General features: G+C 36.1%; 24 protein-coding genes and 2 pseudogenes. 1 reads left to right on the forward strand and 25 read right to left on the reverse strand.

What is annotated here, in order from left to right; translation table 11 throughout:
• Position 1: 1 nt before the first annotated feature.
• The 25 genes and pseudogenes from ACFIK7_RS01515 to ACFIK7_RS01635 form a co-directional block, all read right to left on the reverse strand.
• Positions 2-703, reverse strand: coding sequence for a virB8 family protein (locus ACFIK7_RS01515; RefSeq protein ID WP_273790051.1), 702 nt, complete (start codon positions 701-703; stop codon positions 2-4).
• The gene (locus ACFIK7_RS01520) at positions 700-843 is read right to left on the reverse strand and encodes a TrwH protein (protein ID WP_273790050.1); all 144 of its coding nucleotides are present in this window, start codon (positions 841-843) and stop codon (positions 700-702) included. The genes ACFIK7_RS01515 and ACFIK7_RS01520 overlap by 4 nt, the downstream gene beginning before the upstream one ends.
• Before the next feature lie 238 nt (positions 844-1081).
• Positions 1082-1927 carry a type IV secretion system protein gene (locus tag ACFIK7_RS01525; RefSeq protein ID WP_375662796.1) on the reverse strand — a complete coding sequence of 282 codons (846 nt, stop codon included), beginning with the start codon at positions 1925-1927 and terminating at the stop codon, positions 1082-1084.
• Between the two features lie 183 nt (positions 1928-2110).
• A complete protein-coding gene (locus ACFIK7_RS01530) occupies positions 2111-2437 on the reverse strand; it encodes a type IV secretion system protein (RefSeq protein ID WP_375662797.1) in 327 nt (108 codons plus the stop codon).
• A 35-nt stretch (positions 2438-2472) separates the two neighbouring features.
• Positions 2473-2886, reverse strand: coding sequence for a type IV secretion system protein (locus tag ACFIK7_RS01535; RefSeq protein ID WP_375662798.1), 414 nt, complete (start codon positions 2884-2886; stop codon positions 2473-2475).
• Between the two features lie 22 nt (positions 2887-2908).
• The gene (locus ACFIK7_RS01540) at positions 2909-3661 is read right to left on the reverse strand and encodes a type IV secretion system protein (protein WP_375662799.1); all 753 of its coding nucleotides are present in this window, start codon (positions 3659-3661) and stop codon (positions 2909-2911) included.
• Positions 3662-4610: 949 nt separating this feature from the next.
• Positions 4611-4727, reverse strand: coding sequence for a TrwH protein (locus tag ACFIK7_RS01545; protein ID WP_375662855.1), 117 nt, complete (start codon positions 4725-4727; stop codon positions 4611-4613).
• Positions 4728-5186: 459 nt separating this feature from the next.
• Positions 5187-5330: a TrwH protein gene (locus ACFIK7_RS01550; protein ID WP_273791747.1), complete on the reverse strand. Its 144-nt coding sequence runs from the start codon at positions 5328-5330 to the stop codon at positions 5187-5189.
• 272 nt (positions 5331-5602) lie between these two features.
• Positions 5603-5698, reverse strand: a pseudogene (locus ACFIK7_RS01555) (TrwH protein); the annotation flags it as partial.
• 555 nt (positions 5699-6253) lie between these two features.
• Positions 6254-6820 (reverse strand): annotated as a pseudogene (locus ACFIK7_RS01560) (type IV secretion system protein); the annotation flags it as partial.
• A 142-nt stretch (positions 6821-6962) separates the two neighbouring features.
• Entirely contained in the window at positions 6963-7868 is a 906-nt protein-coding gene (locus ACFIK7_RS01565) for a type IV secretion system protein (RefSeq protein ID WP_375662800.1), read from the reverse strand.
• Positions 7869-8058: 190 nt separating this feature from the next.
• Positions 8059-8817: a type IV secretion system protein gene (locus ACFIK7_RS01570; RefSeq protein ID WP_375662801.1), complete on the reverse strand. Its 759-nt coding sequence runs from the start codon at positions 8815-8817 to the stop codon at positions 8059-8061.
• Positions 8814-11285: a VirB4 family type IV secretion/conjugal transfer ATPase gene (locus ACFIK7_RS01575; protein ID WP_375662802.1), complete on the reverse strand. Its 2472-nt coding sequence runs from the start codon at positions 11283-11285 to the stop codon at positions 8814-8816. The genes ACFIK7_RS01570 and ACFIK7_RS01575 overlap by 4 nt, the downstream gene beginning before the upstream one ends.
• 2 nt (positions 11286-11287) lie before the next feature.
• Positions 11288-11596: a type IV secretion system protein VirB3 gene (locus ACFIK7_RS01580; protein ID WP_175869113.1), complete on the reverse strand. Its 309-nt coding sequence runs from the start codon at positions 11594-11596 to the stop codon at positions 11288-11290.
• A gap of 12 nt (positions 11597-11608) precedes the next feature.
• On the reverse strand, positions 11609-11920 hold the full coding sequence (locus tag ACFIK7_RS01585) for a conjugal transfer protein (protein WP_375662803.1): 312 nt from the start codon (positions 11918-11920) through the stop codon (positions 11609-11611).
• Positions 11921-12159: 239 nt separating this feature from the next.
• A complete protein-coding gene (gene trwL / locus ACFIK7_RS01590) occupies positions 12160-12477 on the reverse strand; it encodes a VirB2 family type IV secretion system major pilin TrwL (protein WP_375662804.1) in 318 nt (105 codons plus the stop codon).
• A 67-nt stretch (positions 12478-12544) separates the two neighbouring features.
• Entirely contained in the window at positions 12545-12859 is a 315-nt protein-coding gene (trwL, locus tag ACFIK7_RS01595; protein ID WP_375662805.1) for a VirB2 family type IV secretion system major pilin TrwL, read from the reverse strand.
• A gap of 67 nt (positions 12860-12926) precedes the next feature.
• A complete protein-coding gene (gene trwL / locus ACFIK7_RS01600) occupies positions 12927-13241 on the reverse strand; it encodes a VirB2 family type IV secretion system major pilin TrwL (RefSeq protein WP_375662805.1) in 315 nt (104 codons plus the stop codon).
• Between the two features lie 75 nt (positions 13242-13316).
• Positions 13317-13637, reverse strand: a complete 321-nt coding sequence (trwL, locus tag ACFIK7_RS01605) for a VirB2 family type IV secretion system major pilin TrwL (RefSeq protein ID WP_375662806.1) — start codon at positions 13635-13637, stop codon at positions 13317-13319.
• 75 nt (positions 13638-13712) lie between these two features.
• Positions 13713-14030: a VirB2 family type IV secretion system major pilin TrwL gene (gene trwL / locus ACFIK7_RS01610; RefSeq protein WP_375662807.1), complete on the reverse strand. Its 318-nt coding sequence runs from the start codon at positions 14028-14030 to the stop codon at positions 13713-13715.
• 74 nt (positions 14031-14104) lie between these two features.
• On the reverse strand, positions 14105-14428 hold the full coding sequence (trwL, locus tag ACFIK7_RS01615; protein WP_375662808.1) for a VirB2 family type IV secretion system major pilin TrwL: 324 nt from the start codon (positions 14426-14428) through the stop codon (positions 14105-14107).
• A 78-nt stretch (positions 14429-14506) separates the two neighbouring features.
• Positions 14507-14830, reverse strand: a complete 324-nt coding sequence (trwL, locus tag ACFIK7_RS01620) for a VirB2 family type IV secretion system major pilin TrwL (RefSeq protein WP_375662809.1) — start codon at positions 14828-14830, stop codon at positions 14507-14509.
• A complete protein-coding gene (gene korA / locus ACFIK7_RS01625; protein WP_015857010.1) occupies positions 14793-15092 on the reverse strand; it encodes a KorA family transcriptional regulator in 300 nt (99 codons plus the stop codon). The genes trwL (ACFIK7_RS01620) and korA overlap by 38 nt, the downstream gene beginning before the upstream one ends.
• Positions 15093-15216: 124 nt before the next feature.
• Positions 15217-15840, reverse strand: coding sequence for a TrwN protein (locus tag ACFIK7_RS01630; RefSeq protein ID WP_375662810.1), 624 nt, complete (start codon positions 15838-15840; stop codon positions 15217-15219).
• The gene (locus tag ACFIK7_RS01635) at positions 15840-16454 is read right to left on the reverse strand and encodes a hypothetical protein (protein ID WP_375662811.1); all 615 of its coding nucleotides are present in this window, start codon (positions 16452-16454) and stop codon (positions 15840-15842) included. Before ACFIK7_RS01635 ends, ACFIK7_RS01630 begins: the two co-directional genes overlap by 1 nt.
• A 128-nt stretch (positions 16455-16582) precedes the next feature.
• Between ACFIK7_RS01635 and ACFIK7_RS01640 the strand changes: the two genes are divergently transcribed.
• Positions 16583-16870, forward strand: coding sequence for an H-NS family nucleoid-associated regulatory protein (locus ACFIK7_RS01640; protein WP_015857007.1), 288 nt, complete (start codon positions 16583-16585; stop codon positions 16868-16870).
• Positions 16871-17654 lie beyond the last annotated feature (784 nt).

Raw genomic sequence — 17654 nt, forward strand, 5'->3', positions numbered from 1 at the left:
CTTAATCATTCAACAGTATTTCTGGGTCAGAACGGTAACTTGTTACTTGAAAACCAAGGGGGTTAAGCAATCGATCAGATGATTTCATGGGTGCACCGATATAGGTGTAACCAATTGTTGCAATCTGGTGCTGTTTTGGTCCAGTAGCAGCACCGTTGCTGTCAAGTTGCTGAGTCGTAAAACGTACAGTTGCTTGACCGAGTCCATTAGGCTGGATTGATCGTACTTTAACTGTGATACGTGCTTTGTTGGAAAGCACTTTGTCCCGTGCATTTTCTCCATCATAGATTTTATAATATTCTTGTTGAACAGATGCCGCACTTAAAAGTGCGGTTGTGTCATAGTTCAGTTGAATGGTATCGTAGTCGTAAGTTTCGCGGTTAAGCACATATTGGTTTAGCCAATACCTATCTACAACTTCACCATAGCTTTCTTCGTGTTCACGCATGATTGAGATAACATCAACTGCACCCGTCGTATTATCAACGCGCAATACTAAGGGAGTTGGAGCTGGTTGAGAAAATCCAACAACTCCACATATCATACCGAATAAGCCAAAAAGACCCACAGTACTCGCGACACGCCATGCCGTTCTGCGCGACCTTATAAATTCATTGATAAGATCACGTTCTAAGCCACGGCTTTCTTCATAATAACTTCTAAGTTGTTCGGCTTTCACTGGTTTTGCTTGTTTTGTTTTCATCTGTCTCCTCGCTTAATTTCGGCAGGGATTGTTTTATTAATAGGCACACGGTTCCTATCATTTGGCTGTTTTAGCTTTGGTGCTAATGCACAAGCCGATAAAAGGTTTGCAATCAAAATTATAAGAATGATCGACTTCATTTTAATATAACTCTTTTTTATTGTTATATACATCCTGATATTTGTTGTCATTATTATTATTTTGAACATAAAGTAAAGTACGTTGTGTGTAATTATTTTACTTTTTTATTCCATTTTAATTTATAAAAACAGCTCAATTTCAGTGCGAATATTTTTTACTGTAGGATTGGATATTCTTGTTATTTTGTCACATGGGTATTAAGGGCGTCTGTTACGGGAACCATTGCTTTTATATCCTCTAGTTTCTATGTCTCCATAGATGTCCAAATGTAATGCCTTTTGCGAGAGAATTGGCAACGCTTGATAGTTTGAGTAACAGCATGATGGATATAATGGACAAGATGAGAGCTCCCCCAAACATGAAGCTTATATTCTGGTCGTAATCGAGTTTCATATCGCTCAAATAGTTTGCAAAGATATTCATCATCAGATTAAATACAGTTGCTAAGAGTAGAAAGAGGATTATATAATTGACGACTTGGATTATCCATTGCTCGAAAAGGCGATGAGTTGGTTGCCAGAGCAAAGCAACGATGAAGAGAGGTCCCCATCCTACGAGAAGTGTAATAGCGATTTTTGTCAGGAGCACGAGACCACCACCGATTGCGACTACGAGGCTTGTTGCCAACAAGATGATGATGCCTAAGAGACTGTAAAGCAGACCATTGCCTTCGAAGAAGACGGTTTCTTGGAAAAGACGTCCTGCATATTGGAATCCTTTGGTTGCTGCTTTATCCAGTAAATTCATTAATTGTGTATTATCGAGTGGATTTGTTATGAGCGCTTTTGATAACTCATAAGGCATTTGTGTTATCAAACTCGCAATTTCATTTTGATAAAGTCCTGTGGTAAGAGCTATTGAAGTAATAATACTTATCCGTAGGAAACGATTTACAAATCCGGAGAGAGGCATATCTATAGCGCCACGAATGATGAGCCAACCATAGATGATGAAAGCGATTGTGATACCGATTGAAACAAAGGGTGTAATTGTAGCTATTGTTTTTGAGGAAATATCCGTGACATATGTTTTTGTTATCTGATCAATTTTATTGAAAAGTTGCGTGAACACTGTAAAGTCCATGGAATTCCTCTTTAACGAATTTTCAACTTTTTATCACCTTGAAACATAGATACATGCTAAACGCGTTATTCGCATTTATACATTACCTAAGTATTTTCATTACGATATCTTGGCTTTGATAAAATCTCTGTGCCTCTTTGAATTGTTCGGATAGTACTGAACCTTCTACATTGGCTTTTGTTTTTATCGTATGGTAGGCATCCCGTTTTTTTCATGGTCAAAAATTTTCATATCAAGTTCGCGTCTTTTCCTTTTGATAAGTGATTGCTCAGCATTACGTAAATGCGCTACCATTTCCATCTTTATAAATTCATTTTGGATCATGGCTAACGAACCATCGATATGTGCTTGAAGATCTGCAATATCTTTCAGGTTTTCTTTTTTTTGAATTTCATCTAATAGATGTTGGAGGTATTTAAAACGATTTTCTACGTTTTCAAAAGTTTCTAAACTTACAGCTTTATCTTGTATCGATGCAAATTGTAAACGCTCCGAAATAGCTTTGCCCATTTTATCAAAAGTCCCAGAAATTTTGTTTTCTTCCTCTAATACCTTTTGATATGATTCCTNCGCTCGGCATTACGTAAATGCGCTACCATTTGCATCTTTATAGATTCATTTTGGATCATGGCTAACGAACCATCGATATGTGCTTGAAGATCTGCAATTTCTTTCAGGTTTTCTTTTGTTTGAAGTTCATCGAATAGCGCTTTAAGGTATTTAAAACGCTTTTCTACGTTTTCAAAAGTTTTTAAAGTTATAGCTTTATCTAGAACCGATATAAATTCTAAACGGGCAAAAATAGAGTTACCTACTTGATCAAAAGTCCCAGAAATTTTGTTTTCTTCCTCTAATACCTTTTGATATGATTCCCTTGAAAGCTTATCTTTCTTATAGAGCNATGTTCGGATAGTACTGAACCTTCTACATTTGCTTTTGTTTTCATGAAAAAAAAGCAAATCTTGTAAAGAGCTTTAGTGGCTAAAATCTTATTTGAGGCACATTTTTGAGGGCATTGTTCATAACTTTTTTATACAATATACGTTTTTGTACTTCGATAAGAAACTCTTCATTACTGCTTAAATTTCTGACCATTTGTAGCTTTGTATATTCATTTTGGAGTACCGCTGACATGTTTCTGATACGTGTTTGCAGCTCGAAAACTTCTCTCAGATCTTTTGTTTTATCTATATCTTTTAAGAAATCGGCAATTTGTGTAAAGCGGTTCTCTGCATCTTGGAAAGCTTGCAAACTTACAGCTTTATCGATAACTCCACTATATTTAAGACGCGCATTAAGTATATCGTATATTATCTTATGTTGTGTCTCCGCGAGGAGGGCTCTCCACTCCTCTCCTTTAATTTGAGTCATAGGCCGTTCGAAATAACCAAAAGCTTCGAAGTTTTTCCCATATAAACGCGTGTATGTTTTGTGGGTAGGTGGGTAAAAAGGCGAATATTCTAATAAAAATTTCGATAACTTTTCTCTTGTTATTTGTTTATTTCCTGTTATAGACTGATAGACTTTTTTCGTGTTTTCGATCTGGTCTTCGTTTGCTTTAATTTGTTGTTTTAACAAATCAATAATTTTCAGATATTCTGCTTCTGGAAAAGGGGGAGGAGTTTGGACAGTTGAACCTTGAGTTCCAGAACCCCAACTAAAGTTAGACGTTAGAGTTAAATTTATCATTCCCAAAAGGGTGATCATTCCTGTTATAATAAATCGCTTTTTCATCTGTCTCCTCGCTTGATTTCGGCAGGGATTGTTTNTTTGAAAGCTTATCTTTCTTATAGAGCAGTTCAGGCTCTTTGAGAAAAAAACTAGAAACGTCAATTGTTTTAGGTTCAGTTTTCTGATTCTTTGTTATAGCTTGATAGGTTGTTTCTGTTTGCGAAAGTTGTTTTTTTTTCAACTCAAGCTGTTTTGTTAAGAGCTCAATAATTTCCTCTTTTTTTAATAGCTTAATAAGCTCCAGATATTCTGCTGGTGTAGCAGGTGATTTCGGTGAAGCAGGTGATTTCGATGGAGTACGTGGTAGTGTAACATATGTATGCCTGAATAAATCTAGATGAGGGTTACCAACATTCACTGCAGGAGCAGGTGGTTTCGCTGGAGTACTTGGTGGTATAACATATGTATGCCTGTATGAATCTAGATGAGGGTTACCAACATTCACTGCAGGAGCAGATGGTTTCGCTGGAGTACGTGCTTGTGGAATATATGTCTTCCTGTATCGATCTATATGAGATCCCTCAATATTCACTGCATGTGCCAAATTTATCATTCCCCAAAGGGTAATCATTCCTGTTATAATAAATCGCTTTTTCATCTGTCTCCTCGCTTGATTTCGGCAGGGATTGTTTTATTAATAGGCACACGNCACTAGAAAAGTCTACTGTTTTAGGTTCAGTTTTCTGACTATTTGTTATAGCTTGATAGGTTGTTTCTGTTTGCGAAAGTTGTTTTTTTTTCAATTCAAGCTGTTTTGTTAAGAGCTCAATAATTTCTCCTTTTTTTAAAAGCTTAATAAGCTCCAGATATTCTGCTGGTGGAGCAGGTGGTGAGACTGCAGCTGGTGATGAGGGTTCGAAAGATACGCTTGCACCTGTTTGATTTGCATTTGCTGGAGCTAGATTCTGCATTCCCAAAAGGGTAATCATTCCTGTTATAATAAATCGCTTTTTCATCTGTCTCCTCGCTTAATTTCGGCAGGGATTGTTTTATTAATAGGCACCCGGTTCCTATCATTTGGCTGTTTTAGCTTTGGTGCTAATGCACAAGCCGATAAAAGGTTTGCAATCAAAATTATAAGAATGANAACTAGAAAATTCAATTTTTTTAGGTTCAGTTTTCTGATTCTTTGTTATAGCTTGATAGGCTTTTTCTATTTGTGAAACTTGTTTTTTTTTCAACTCAAGCTGTTTTGTTAAGAGCTCAATAATTTCCTCTTTTTTTAAAAGCTGAAGGATTTCCGAATATTCTGCTGATAGAGCAGGTTGTGGCGTTGAAGCAGGTTGTGGCGTTGAAGCAGGTCGCGACTTTTTAGGTGATTTTGGCTTTGTTTTACGTCTAACTTTAACATCTCTAGTGCGTGTTGAATCTGACAAGCCATGATATGTAGTATACATTCGACCGTCTTTTGTTCGGTAGGTGTCTGCGTTATTTCTATCATACACCACATCTTTGCTATTTGCATATGCTGGAGCTAGATTCAGCATTCCCAAAAGGGTGATCATTCCTGTTATAATAAATCGCTTTTTCATCTGTCTCCTCGCTTGATTTCGGCAGGGATTGTTTTATTAATAGGCACACGGTTCCTATCATTTGGCTGTTTTAGCTTTGGTGCTAAAGCACAAGCCGATAAAAGGTTTGCAATCAAAATTACAAGAATGATCGACTTCATTTTAATATGACTCTTTTTATTGTTATATACATCCTGATATTTGTTGTNATCGACTTCATTTTAATATAACTCTTTTTTATTGTTATATACATCCTGATATTTGTTGTCATTATTATTATTTTGAACATAAAGTAAAGTACGTTGTGTGTAATTATTTTACTTTTTTATTCCATTTTAATTTATAAAAACAGCTCAATTTCAGTGCGAATATTTTTTACTGTAGGATTGGATATTCTTGTTATTTTGTCACATGGGTATTAAGGGCGTCTGTNTACACGGTTCCTATCATTTGGCTGTTTTAGCTTTGGTGCTAATGCACAAGCCGATAAAAGGTTTGCAATCAAAATTACAAGAATAATCGACTTCATTTTAATATAACTCTTTTTTATTGTTATATATATATCCTGATATTTGTTGTCATTATTATTATTTTGACATTAAAGTAAAGTGTATAGTTTGCGATAATTGATCTTTTCTTAATTTCATTTTTTAATTTATGAAAATAGCTCAATTTCAGTGCGAATATTTTTTACTGTAGGATTGGATATTCTTGTTATTTTGTCATATGGGTATTAAGGGCGTTTGTTACGGGAACCATTGCTTTTTATCTCATCTAGTTTCTATGTCTCCATAGATGTCCAAATGTAATGCCTTTTGCGAGAGAATTGGCAACGCTTGATAGTTTGAGTAACAGCATGATGGATATAATGGACAAGATGAGAGCTCCCCCAAACATGAAGCTTATATTCTGGTCGTAATCGAGTTTCATATCGCTCAAANCTTTACTTTTTTATTCCATTTTAATTTATGAAAAGAGCTCAATTTCAGTGCGAATATTTTTTACTGTAGGATTGGATATTCTTGTTATTTTGTCACATGGGTATTAAGGGCGTCTGTTACGGGAACCATTGCTTTTATATCCTCTAGTTTCTATGTCTCCATAGATGTCCAAATGTAATGCCTTTTGCGAGAGAATTGGCAACGCTTGATAGTTTGAGTAACAGCATGATGGATATAATGGACAAGATGAGAGCTCCCCCAAACATGAAGCTTATATTCTGGTCGTAATCGAGTTTCATATCGCTCAAATAGTTTGCAAAGATATTCATCATCAGATTAAATACAGTGGCTAAGAGTAAAAAGAGGATTATATAATTGACGACTTGGATTATCCATTGTTCGAAAAGGCGATGAGTTGGTTGCCAGAGCAAAGCAACGATGAAGAGAGGTCCCCATCCTACGAGAAGTGTAATAGCGATTTNTGCTAAGAGTAGAAAGAGGATTATATAATTGACGACTTGGATTATCCATTGCTCGAAAAGGCGATGAGTTGGTTGCCAGAGCAAAGCAACGATGAAGAGAGGTCCCCATCCTACGAGAAGTGTAATAGCGATTTTTGTCAGGAGCACGAGACCACCACCGATTGCGACTACGAGGCTTGTTGCCAACAAGATGATGATGCCTAAGAGACTGTAAAGCAGACCATTGCCTTCGAAGAAGACGGTTTCTTGGAAAAGACGTCCTGCATATTGGAATCCTTTGGTTNGAGAAGTGTAATAGCGATTTTTGTTAGGAGCACGAGACCACCACCGATTGCGACTACGAGGCTTGTTGCCAACAAGATGATGATGCCTAAGAGACTGTAAAGCAGACCATTGCCTTCGAAGAAGACGGTTTCTTGGAAAAGACGTCCTGCATATTGGAATCCTTTGGTTGCTGNGGTCCCCATCCTACGAGAAGTGTAATAGCGATTTTTGTTAGGAGCACGAGACCACCACCGATTGCGACTACGAGGCTTGTTGCCAACAAGATGATGATGCCTAAGAGACTGTAAAGCAGACCATTGCCTTCGAAGAAGACGGTTTCTTGGAAAAGACGTCCTGCATATTGAAATCCTTTGGTTGCTGTTGTGTCCAGTAATTTCATTAATTGTGTATTATCGAGTGGATTTGTTATGAGCGCTTTTGATAACTCATAGGGCATTTGTGTTATCAAATCCGCAATTTCATTTTGATAAAGTCCTGTGGTAAGAGCTATTGAAGNAAGTAAATTCATTAATTGTGTATCATTGAGTGGATTTGTTAAGAGCGCTTTTGATAACTCATAGGGCATTTGTGTTATCAAACTCGCAATTTCATTTTGATAAAGTCCTGTGGTAAGAGCTATTGAAGTAATAATACTTATCCGTANCAGTAAATTCATTAATTGTGTATCATTGAGTGGATTTGTTATGAGTGCTTTTGATAACTCATAGGGCATTTGTGTTATCAAATCCGCAATTTCATTTTGATAAAGTCCTGTGGTAAGAGCTATTGAAGTAATAATACTGATCCGTAGGAAACGATTTACAAATCCGGAGAGAGGCATATCTATAGGGCCCCGAATGATGAGCCAACCATAGATGATGAAAGCAATTGTGATACCGATTGAAACAAAGGGTGTAATTGTAGCGATTGTTTTTGAGGAAATATCCGTGAGATATGTTTTTGTTATCTGATCAATTTTATTGAAAAGTTGCGTGAACACTGTAAAGTCCATGGAATTCCTCTTTAATGAATTTTCAACTTTTTATATGATTTTTAAGCATTTTTCGTTGATTTTTTTAGGATGGAATTAAATTTCGTAGACCTTTTCAGTCTATGAGAAAGGACTGAATATTATACATTAACTTTTTCTTTTTTCGAGCATACAAGAAAAATAATACAACGAAATATTGTTACAAAAAGCTTTATCTAATAAATCTTATGGTAGGCATTTTCGTGTTTTTACTATTTAAAATTTTTATGTTATGTTTGTCCTTCTGCTGTTTGATAAGTGCATGTTCAGCGTTGCGTAAATGTGCGACCATTTGTAGTTTTGCTGTTTCATTTTGTAGCTTAGCGAGCATTCCAATTATATATGCTTGTAACTCAGCAATACTTTTTAGATCTTTTGTTGTCTTGATTTCATTTAATAGTTCTTCAATTTGCTGAAAACGATAGTTTGCTTCTTCAAAAGTCTTTAAACTTACGGCTTTATCAGTGATGGCTGCATATTGAATACGATCGTTGATAAAACTGCTAGATTCATGGATAGAAATAGGAATTTCTTCTTCTTTTAAAATCTTTTTAAGTGATGTAGATAGCGCTGAAGATTCATTTCTATTGTAGAGCGTTTCTGGATTTTTGAGAAAAAAACTGCTATGATCTGTTTGTGCACTTTTAAGTTTTTTAGTGTCGAACTTTTGGCTTCCCGTTATAGATTCGTATATCTTTTTTGTTTCCTCAAGTTGTTTTTTTAGCATATCGAGAAGTTGGGCATCAGGTGGCGCTTTCTTTTGTTGTGGAGGTGTTTTCTTTGATCTTTTTGAACTCCCAAAAAAATTGGGCCACGTCGTTGGAATTGATGCTGACAAATCCGCTGCTCCAGCGCCAAAAACCCAGGCCATTGCTGGGTTTGAAATCCCTAAAGTTATTACAACTACTATTGAAATGACCTTTTTTTTCATGTTTCCCTCCTGTCATTTTTTGCGTGCTGTAAGAAAATTGGCAACCATATTGCTGGATCATCACCGACTTCCGCGATAATGCTTTCGGCTAATTCTGCGTTATCAGGTGTACCTGATAACACCAAGAGCTCGTCACTAAAGTCGTGTTCGATGGTTCTTCCATCGCGTGTCAGATGGAATTTACCAAGATTCAGTTCTGCAAGCGCAGATTGATCACCCTGCTTAATGAGGAATTGGCGACTAAACTCACCAAGTCCTTTAACGAGTTCAAATTCGGTATCTGTTAGTTTAAAGCCTTTTGTATAATCTTCATAGTTTGCTTTGGGGTTGGCTAGAAAAATGTAAGTTGCACACTGTTGAATGAGTGTTTTGGCAATATTACTTTCCAAGGCATCGCTAGGCTCTTGTGTTGCATAAACAAAAATACCATTTTGTTTACGGATAGTCTTTTGTTTATTTTTCGCTAAATCTTCAAAGTACGGATCTTGCAAAGGCTTCCAAAACTCATCAAAGATATACATAAATCGCTGTCCGCTAATCATGCCTTCTGTACGGTAAAGCAAATACATCATCACTGGAGTGCGAGTTTCAAAATTATCTAAAAATTCCGTGATATCAAAGCCGTAAATTTGATGTGTTGAGAGATCAAGAGCATCATGGGGATTATCAAATAACCATCCATAATCACCACCTTCACACCATTTTAGTAAGCGAGCATGAACAGAAGGATGAGCATTATAATCACTTAAACGCGGATTTGGTAAAAATTGTACCAGAAAGGACAAACGACGGAGTGATTGGTCAATGTTACTGCTCATAACAGACATAACCGCTTTGTTAATTTCTTCCTCGTCGTGATGCGTGATCTCACCACCAGCTTCTGCCAATTTTTTAACAAATTGTTTCAGAAAAATAAGATTTTCTTGTGTGGGTGGGAGTTGGAAAGGATTGAAACCACTTCTCCTGCCTGGCTTGAATGTTAAATATTTTCCACCCATAGCCCGAATGGCAATTTCCATGCCACGATCTTTATCAAAAACAACAGTTGTCGGCTTAAATTTTTGTGCTTGTGCTAACAAAAAGCCGAGTAACACGGTTTTACCGGAACCAGATTGTCCGATAAGTGCGGTATTACCAAGTAAACGTTTATCTGTCGAGTCCTCTTCAAGTTTGGAGGCATGAAAATTGAAATAAAGCGGTGTTTTACTGGTTGTTTTAAGAATTGTGACGGCTGGTCCCCATGGGTTGCCAGTGGGTTTTCCTGACATAAAATTATGAAAAGATGAAAATGATAAAAAGTTCAATGATGTAATCGGAGCAGGACGTGGTCTCCATTTCCAATTGCCAGGAAGTTGTGCCCAATAGCCAGCTTCTATCGCTAAGTCTACAGGTTTGGGCAGTACCGCAACGTCTAGTAATGCTGCACTCGCTTTGGCCATATGGTCGCGTACTTGTTGAATTGTATCACCATAGATAGTCAATGTGCAGTGATGTTCTCCCATGACAAAATGCCCACTGATAAGCTGGTTTAGTGCTTCGTCAATTTGTTCAATTTGGCTCGTTGCTACATCTCGTGCATCAATAAGATTACGCTGATGCCGTTGTAAATAGTCTTTAGCAGCATGTCGAGAGAGTACTGAAAAGCTCTGCGTCAATACGAACTCGAAGTCACTTTCCAACAAAACATTTAATTGTCCTGGTTTGGTTGTTGCATCATATTCTTTAATTTCCAGCATTCCAAATCGACGCATTCCACTGGTTGTTCGCAGTTCACCAAGAGCACCCCATTTTGAGAAAAAAGGTCGATTGATAGACATATAGTCGGAAAAACGGTCATGGCAAATTGGCATAGGGCGATATTCACCATTGACAAGCATTCCAAGGAATTCAAGTGCAGAAGAATAAACATGCCCATTTTTTTCATAAGCACCAAGAAGTTCTGCACCGTAACGGTTTAAAGATTGGCCTAAAGTACGGTTGATGTCATTGAGTTCTTTGATACATGTGTCTTGTCGCATCTTTTTCTGATCAAGCGTTTCTCGTTCATGTTGAGAAAAGAACGACATAATTTTATCTGCTATCGGTTGAAAAATAACAGTCAGATATAAATCATTGACCATCAAATTATAACCAGTAAAGCTTTGCCGATATTTTTCATCAAGTTGATAGCAAAACATTTGATCAAATGTTGAATCGGGATATTCATAAACACGACGGCGCACAATATGCGTCCAAAATGATAAATTGGCTGATGCAAGACCCCGTAGAGTATTGTTAAGCTCTTTTATCCATTGAAAAATATCTTCTTCTGAAGCGCTTTGATGCGAACGCCCATCAATTTTCCAAATTGACAAATATTCCGCACTTTTAGTAGAAATAATCGTATCTGTAATATGATGTGAATAAGGCAGAAACAGGCTTACAGGTGTCTCTGATGCAAGGCGTTTGCTGCTTTCAACAGCTGTCATGTTTATCTCCTTTTACTATAATCAGAGGGACTATAACTTGATGCGCCCCAAAAACCTTTATTGCGATTGCGAAACTTAGTATCGATCCATAACCACCAAATACGAAACGCCTTATCATCGTTTTTAGTAATTTGCACCATAATGAACCATAATGGAGGTGCCATAATCCACAAAAAGATACTTACTGTCATGGCAATAACAGCGACCCCCATAACCATAACGATAAATGGCATCATGGGGACACCCCATATCGTTGGAACACGTGTTGCTCCCTTGAATAGGGGGAATTCTTTTTTTTCTTGCGATTTCATGGAGTGCTCTTGTTAGTGGAGGTAAAATAATATGTGGCTAATATAAAAGGCTGCACCAGCAATAATGACACTGAATGCCCATCGCATAAATGTAGCTCTTGCGATGATGCGAAATATATAAATAAGCAAAAGTAATAAAAGAATGATACCAGCAACGATAGGAATAAGTATACTTAATCCATATTGCATTCCTATGAAGGCATCCAAGCTTTCAGTTTCCGTCTGAGCATATGCAGATTTCATTATTAATAACATTATTGAAGTGATAATAATAACATTAATCCTGTTGCATGCCTTCGCTTGAAACATATTTGATTGTTTCATATTCTTTATCCCCTTTTAATTAAAGCTACTATAAATAATATTCCTTTTTTCAGTATGGCTACATTATTACTGGTACAAACCTATAATCGACGGATATTAAAAACATTACGTATTATACTGATTCATAAATTACCTTTCAATAATATTGCAGTAAGTTTGGCTGTAGAGGGAACGATAATAATACTGATTGTCTATTGTATAAACGTATCGTGTTATATTATTTGTAATTAATGCCATTATTACTGTGTTTTAAATAGCAGTGAAACAAGTTGGGCTGCAGAACCTGCGATGACAACACCGATTGCCCACCGTACAAATGTGTCTTTTCCGATATAGCGTCCTGCATAACCAATTGCTAGGCATAAAAGTATAACAGCAGCAGCGAGAGGGATAATCACTTTTAAGTCTGTCTGTAACCCTGTTAGAGCGGTCTCTGCATTTGTTAAAACGCTTGCGGCGGCGTAAGCAGAACTATCCATGAATAATGCAGTCATAGCTGCAGAAATTGCGATGATTTTGTTGTTACTTTTCGATTGAAGATTAATTAACTTTTTCATATTTCACTCTTATTAAAATCTAGATAACATTTTTATATAAATAAACATATTGTATTTGTAATTGATGCTATTTAAATAGCAGTGAAACAAGTTGGGCTGCAGAACCTGCGATGACAACACCGATTGCCCACCGTACAAATGTATCTTTTCCAATGTAGCGCCCTGCATAACCAATTGCTAAGCACAACAGTATAACAGCAGCAGCGAGAGGGATAATTACCTTTAAGTCTTTCTGTAAACCTGTTAGAGCGGTCTCTGCATTTGTTAAAGCCGTTGCGTTGGCGGCGTAAGCAGAACTATCCATGAATAATGCAGTCATAGCTGCAGAAATTGCGATGATTTTGTTGTTACTTTTCGATTGAAGATTAATTAACTTTTTCATATTTCACTCTTATTAAAATCTAGATAACATTTTTATATAAATAAACATATTGTATTTGTAATTGATGCTATTTAAATAGCAGTGAAACAAGTTGGGCTGCAGAACCTGCGATGACAACACCGATTGCCCACCGTACAAATGTATCTTTTCCAATGTAGCGCCCTGCATAACCAATTGCTAAGCACAACAGTATAACAGCAGCAGCGAGAGGGATAATTACCTTTAAGTCTTTCTGTAAACCTGTTAGAGCGGTCTCTGCATTTGTTAAAGCCGTTGCGTTGGCGGCGTAAGCAGAACTATCCATGAATAATGCAGTCATAGCTGCAGAAATTGCGATGATTTTGTTGTTACTTTTCGATTGAAGATTAATTAACTTTTTCATATTTCACTCTTATTAAAATCTAGATAATATTTTTTATATAAATAAACATACCGTGTTTTATAATTGATTCCATTATTACGCTGTTTTAAATAGCAGTGTAACAAGTTGGGTTGCAGAACCCGCGATAACAACACCTATTGCCCAGCGTACAAAAGTGTCTTTTCCGATGTAACGTCCCGCATAACCAATTGCTAAGCACAACAGTATAACAGCAGCAGCGAGAGGGATAATTACCTTTAAGTCTTTCTGTAAACCTGTTAGAGCGGTCTCTGCATTTGTTAAAGCCGTTGCGTTGGCGGCGTAAGCAGAACTATCCATGAATAATGCAGTCATAGCTGCAGAAATTGCGATGATTTTGTTGTTACTTTTCGATTGAAGATTAATTAACTTTTTCATATTTCACTCTTATTAAAATCTAGATAATATTTTTTATATAAATAAACATACCGTGTTTTATAATTGATTCCATTATTACGCTGTTTTAAATAGCAGTGTAACAAGTTGGGTTGCAGAACCCGCGATAACAACACCTATTGCCCAGCGTACAAAAGTGTCTTTTCCGATGTAACGTCCCGCATAACCAATTGCTAAGCACAACAGTATAACAGCAGCAGCGAGAGGGATAATTACCTTTAAGTCTTTCTGTAAACCTGTTAGAGCGGTCTCTGCATTTGTTAAAACGCCTGCGGCGGCGTAAGCAGAACTATCCATGAATAATGCAGTCATAGCTGCAGAAATTGCGATGATTTTGTTGTTACTTTTCGATTGAAGATTAATTAACTTTTTCATATTTCACTCTTATTAAAATCTAGATAATATTTTTTATATAAATAAACATATTGTATTTGTAATTGATGCCATTATCATGCTGTTTTAAATAGCAGTGTAACAAGTTGGGTTGCAGAACCTGCGATGACAACACCGACTGCCCAGCGTACAAATGTGTCTTTTCCGATGTAGCGTCCTGCATAGCCAATTGCTAAGCACAACAGTATAACGGCAGCAGCGAGAGGGATAATCACTTTTAAGTCTGCCTGTAAATCTGTTAGAGCTGTCTTCGCATTTTGTAAAGTTGTCACTTGGGCTTGTGCATGAGCAGAACTATTCATAAAGAATGCAGTCATAGCTGCAGAAATTGCGATGATTTTGTTATTACTTTCTGATTTGAGATCAATTAATTTTTGCATATTTAACTCTTGTTAAAATCTAGATAATATTTTTATATAAATAAACATATTGTGTTTTATAATTTGTAATTAATGCCATTATGGCGTTGTTTTAAATAGCAGAGTAACAAGTTGGGTTGCAGAACCTGCGATGACAACACCTACTGCCCAACGTACAAATGTATCTTTTCCGATATAGCGTCCTGCATAACCAATTGCCAAACATAAAAGTATAACGGCAGCAGCGATAGGTATAATCACTTTTAAGTCTGCCTGTAACCCTGTTAGAGCTGTCTCTGCATTTTGTAAAGTTGTTGCGGCTTGTACATGAGCAGAACTATTCGTAAAAAATACGGTTAAAGCTGCAGAAAATGCAGCAATTTTATTACGAGCTGTTGTGTGAAGAATATTTAATTGTTTCATGTTCTTTATCCTGATTAAGATTAAAACTCCCACAAATGACCCCTCGTTCATGAAGAAACTTAAAAAGATATTTTGGATCAGCCCAAGTTCTTAGTTTTCCTCTTTGTGTAAGTAACGTATATTTATTTGGCTTTCCGGTGATTGGATCGTCGGAAATAAACGTGAAATACCATTCTCTTTCTGAAAGCATCACGACTGTAATCTCACGTGCTGCTTTTTGACTAAATGCTATATCAACGCTGTTTTGTTCTATCATTTTCATTATCTTTGCCCTCAATTAGAAGAGATTTTGTTCAATCTTACTAATTAGAGCTTTAACATTTTCTTATCTACCCTTCATTATAATATCCTATCAAATTTCTGGAGTTTCGTGAAAATATCAGTCCTCACTCTAGCAATCTTCTCGATGAAGAAAAATCTTCAGCTGAAAAAGCATCGCGGGCGCTACTTTCTTTATGTGTAAATGCATCTTCTTCTCCTTTTGAAGAGAGAGGAAGAGAATCTACTTTAGTTGTCTGTTCTGGTTCTTCTTTTTTAAGTTTTACAGGATCCTGCAAGTCTTCATTTCCTCGTACAGCAGCTTTTACTCCAATATATGAAGTAACTTTTTGCATACGGGTGTGGCTTGAGTTTTCTGTATTGTAAAAATTCAGCACAGACTGTAAAGTCGCTTTTTCAAAGACGCACTTTGATGTTGTTTGTTCATAGCAGTAAGTTAAAGCGCTTTGTGCAGCTGTAAGATTTCTGCAAAAATCAAATGCATCAAAAAGAGAAAACAATTTCACATTTCCAACACCAATTTGCCCTAAAATTATGTTAAAATTATGTTCACTCTGTTCAGCTGTTGCGATTGTTTCCTTAAGCTGAGATGATTGATAGAACAAGTTATCTTTATCATCTGTTACATAGACATTGTCCCGCGCTTCTTGTTTGGCGATAACTGAAAATGCTATGGGGGGCGTATTGGATATGTATGCAGCAGCAAAAAATGTGAAATCTGGAACAATCATTAGCAATACACCTTATTACGAAGAATTTTATTAATACAAATGCTAATTCTTTGTGGTGCTTTTTCTCGTTGTCTTTTGATTTTATAAATTTGTAGAACCAGACTGTTTAGCTTAGAATATTCCTTGTGATTATTGCTTTGTTTTCTTCTAAGAATATTTCTAATATATGCGAATATCCAACCAACAAGATAAAAGTGTGGAATAAAATAGAGCACATTACGCCAACCAATATTATTGGAATCACGAAAAAAGGCGCTGCTTTTAAAAAATAATAATCTTTGATACTGTATTGAAGCTGCTTGTTTTATATAATTCTCTAGTTGCAAAAATTTTTTCAAAAAAAATTTATACGAAGTAAAAAGCCGTTGTGTGTAAGGGGAGGTTTTACTGTTATAATGAACTACACTATCATTATACAGAGAGGGCTTGTTCTTTGTTGCGTATTGCCATAATTTATAGAGTGACGATTTATATTTACTTTTGACTACTGATTCATGAGAGTCAGAGAGGTGTGATGGTGTTTGAGCACTGCATTTAGTAGTTCCAGTAATTGAACTGAAAAAAGATGCAGTGGTGGTAGTTGATATACCAATAAACAGTTCTTTGTGGCTCAAAGCACATCTCCGTCAAAGTGATATATGTATCGTAATTTTAATTTCGATAATAAATGGACAGAAATTGTCTATAATTGTGTTTAAAATATGGCAAAAAGAAATTCTTTTTTGCAAGGGGAGTAATTAAGGTGAATGATCTCAAGAATATGAATTTTGATGAACTACAAGAGATGCGTACACAAATCGATGTGGAATTAAAAAAACGGCAAGCAAAGGAAAAGCAAAATGCGCGACGAAAAATTCTTGAAATTGCTAATGCCCATGGAATTGATATCGCTGATCTTGTGAGCAAAGAGCGCCATTATAGAAATCCCAATAACCAATGGGAATTATGGAATGGGCGTGGACGTAGACCTAAGTGGATTAAAGAGTGGTTGGAGAATGGGTATACACTTGATGAACTCGAAGTAACGTAACACGTGTGCGATATTTACAAGATAAGGGAATACTAAGGAATGTAAATGCAAGAAGTATGCTCTTTTGGGTAATTTGATTGTATAAACATACTGAACAAATATATTAAAGTATTGAGTTACCAAATACGACAATAGGGAGCGTGAACAAATTTATTTAAATGCAAAAGGTCTTGTTGTCATAATCTGGCAAGCATAATGATGATGCCAGGTTGAAATATTGTAATTGCTTTTGGCATTTGAGAGAGGGGGGTATTTTACTTCTTTTTATCGTTTCATTAACGTTGCTCTTTTTAGTCTATGTAAATAAAGAGTTTTATTGATTATTTACAAAAATGGTCGAAATGAGAATAATTTATTGCATAGGGATTTTAACTCAATATGTAAAATGATAATTTTATCAATTAATATGTTAATAAATTAGCATACTTATATTTTTGAAATACTGTTCTGTAGAACAAGCCTGATGTTATAGATTTTGTTTGGGCTTTTTTCTGTAAGATTATATATGAGGAATTTACTTTATTTATCGTTAGTTGAGATGAGTGAGTGTGTAGAAAATGGAAAATTTCTATGGCTGTTATGGGGTTTATAGAATTTATGACATATTTCTGAGCGTTTGTGATTAAAATTCATTTATGAGCGTTTATGAATAATGAATAAAGAGTGTATTTGAAAATAAAAGGATTGGATCATTTCTATTGCGGTTTATCTTCTTTTATGGTGTGAAATAGGGGGGGTATGCAGGTTTACAATTGTGTGTGATGGTATAGCGTGCGGAACACTT

The organism is Bartonella sp. CL266QHHD (assembly GCF_042195355.1).
Taxonomy (GTDB): Bacteria; Pseudomonadota; Alphaproteobacteria; order Rhizobiales; family Rhizobiaceae; genus Bartonella.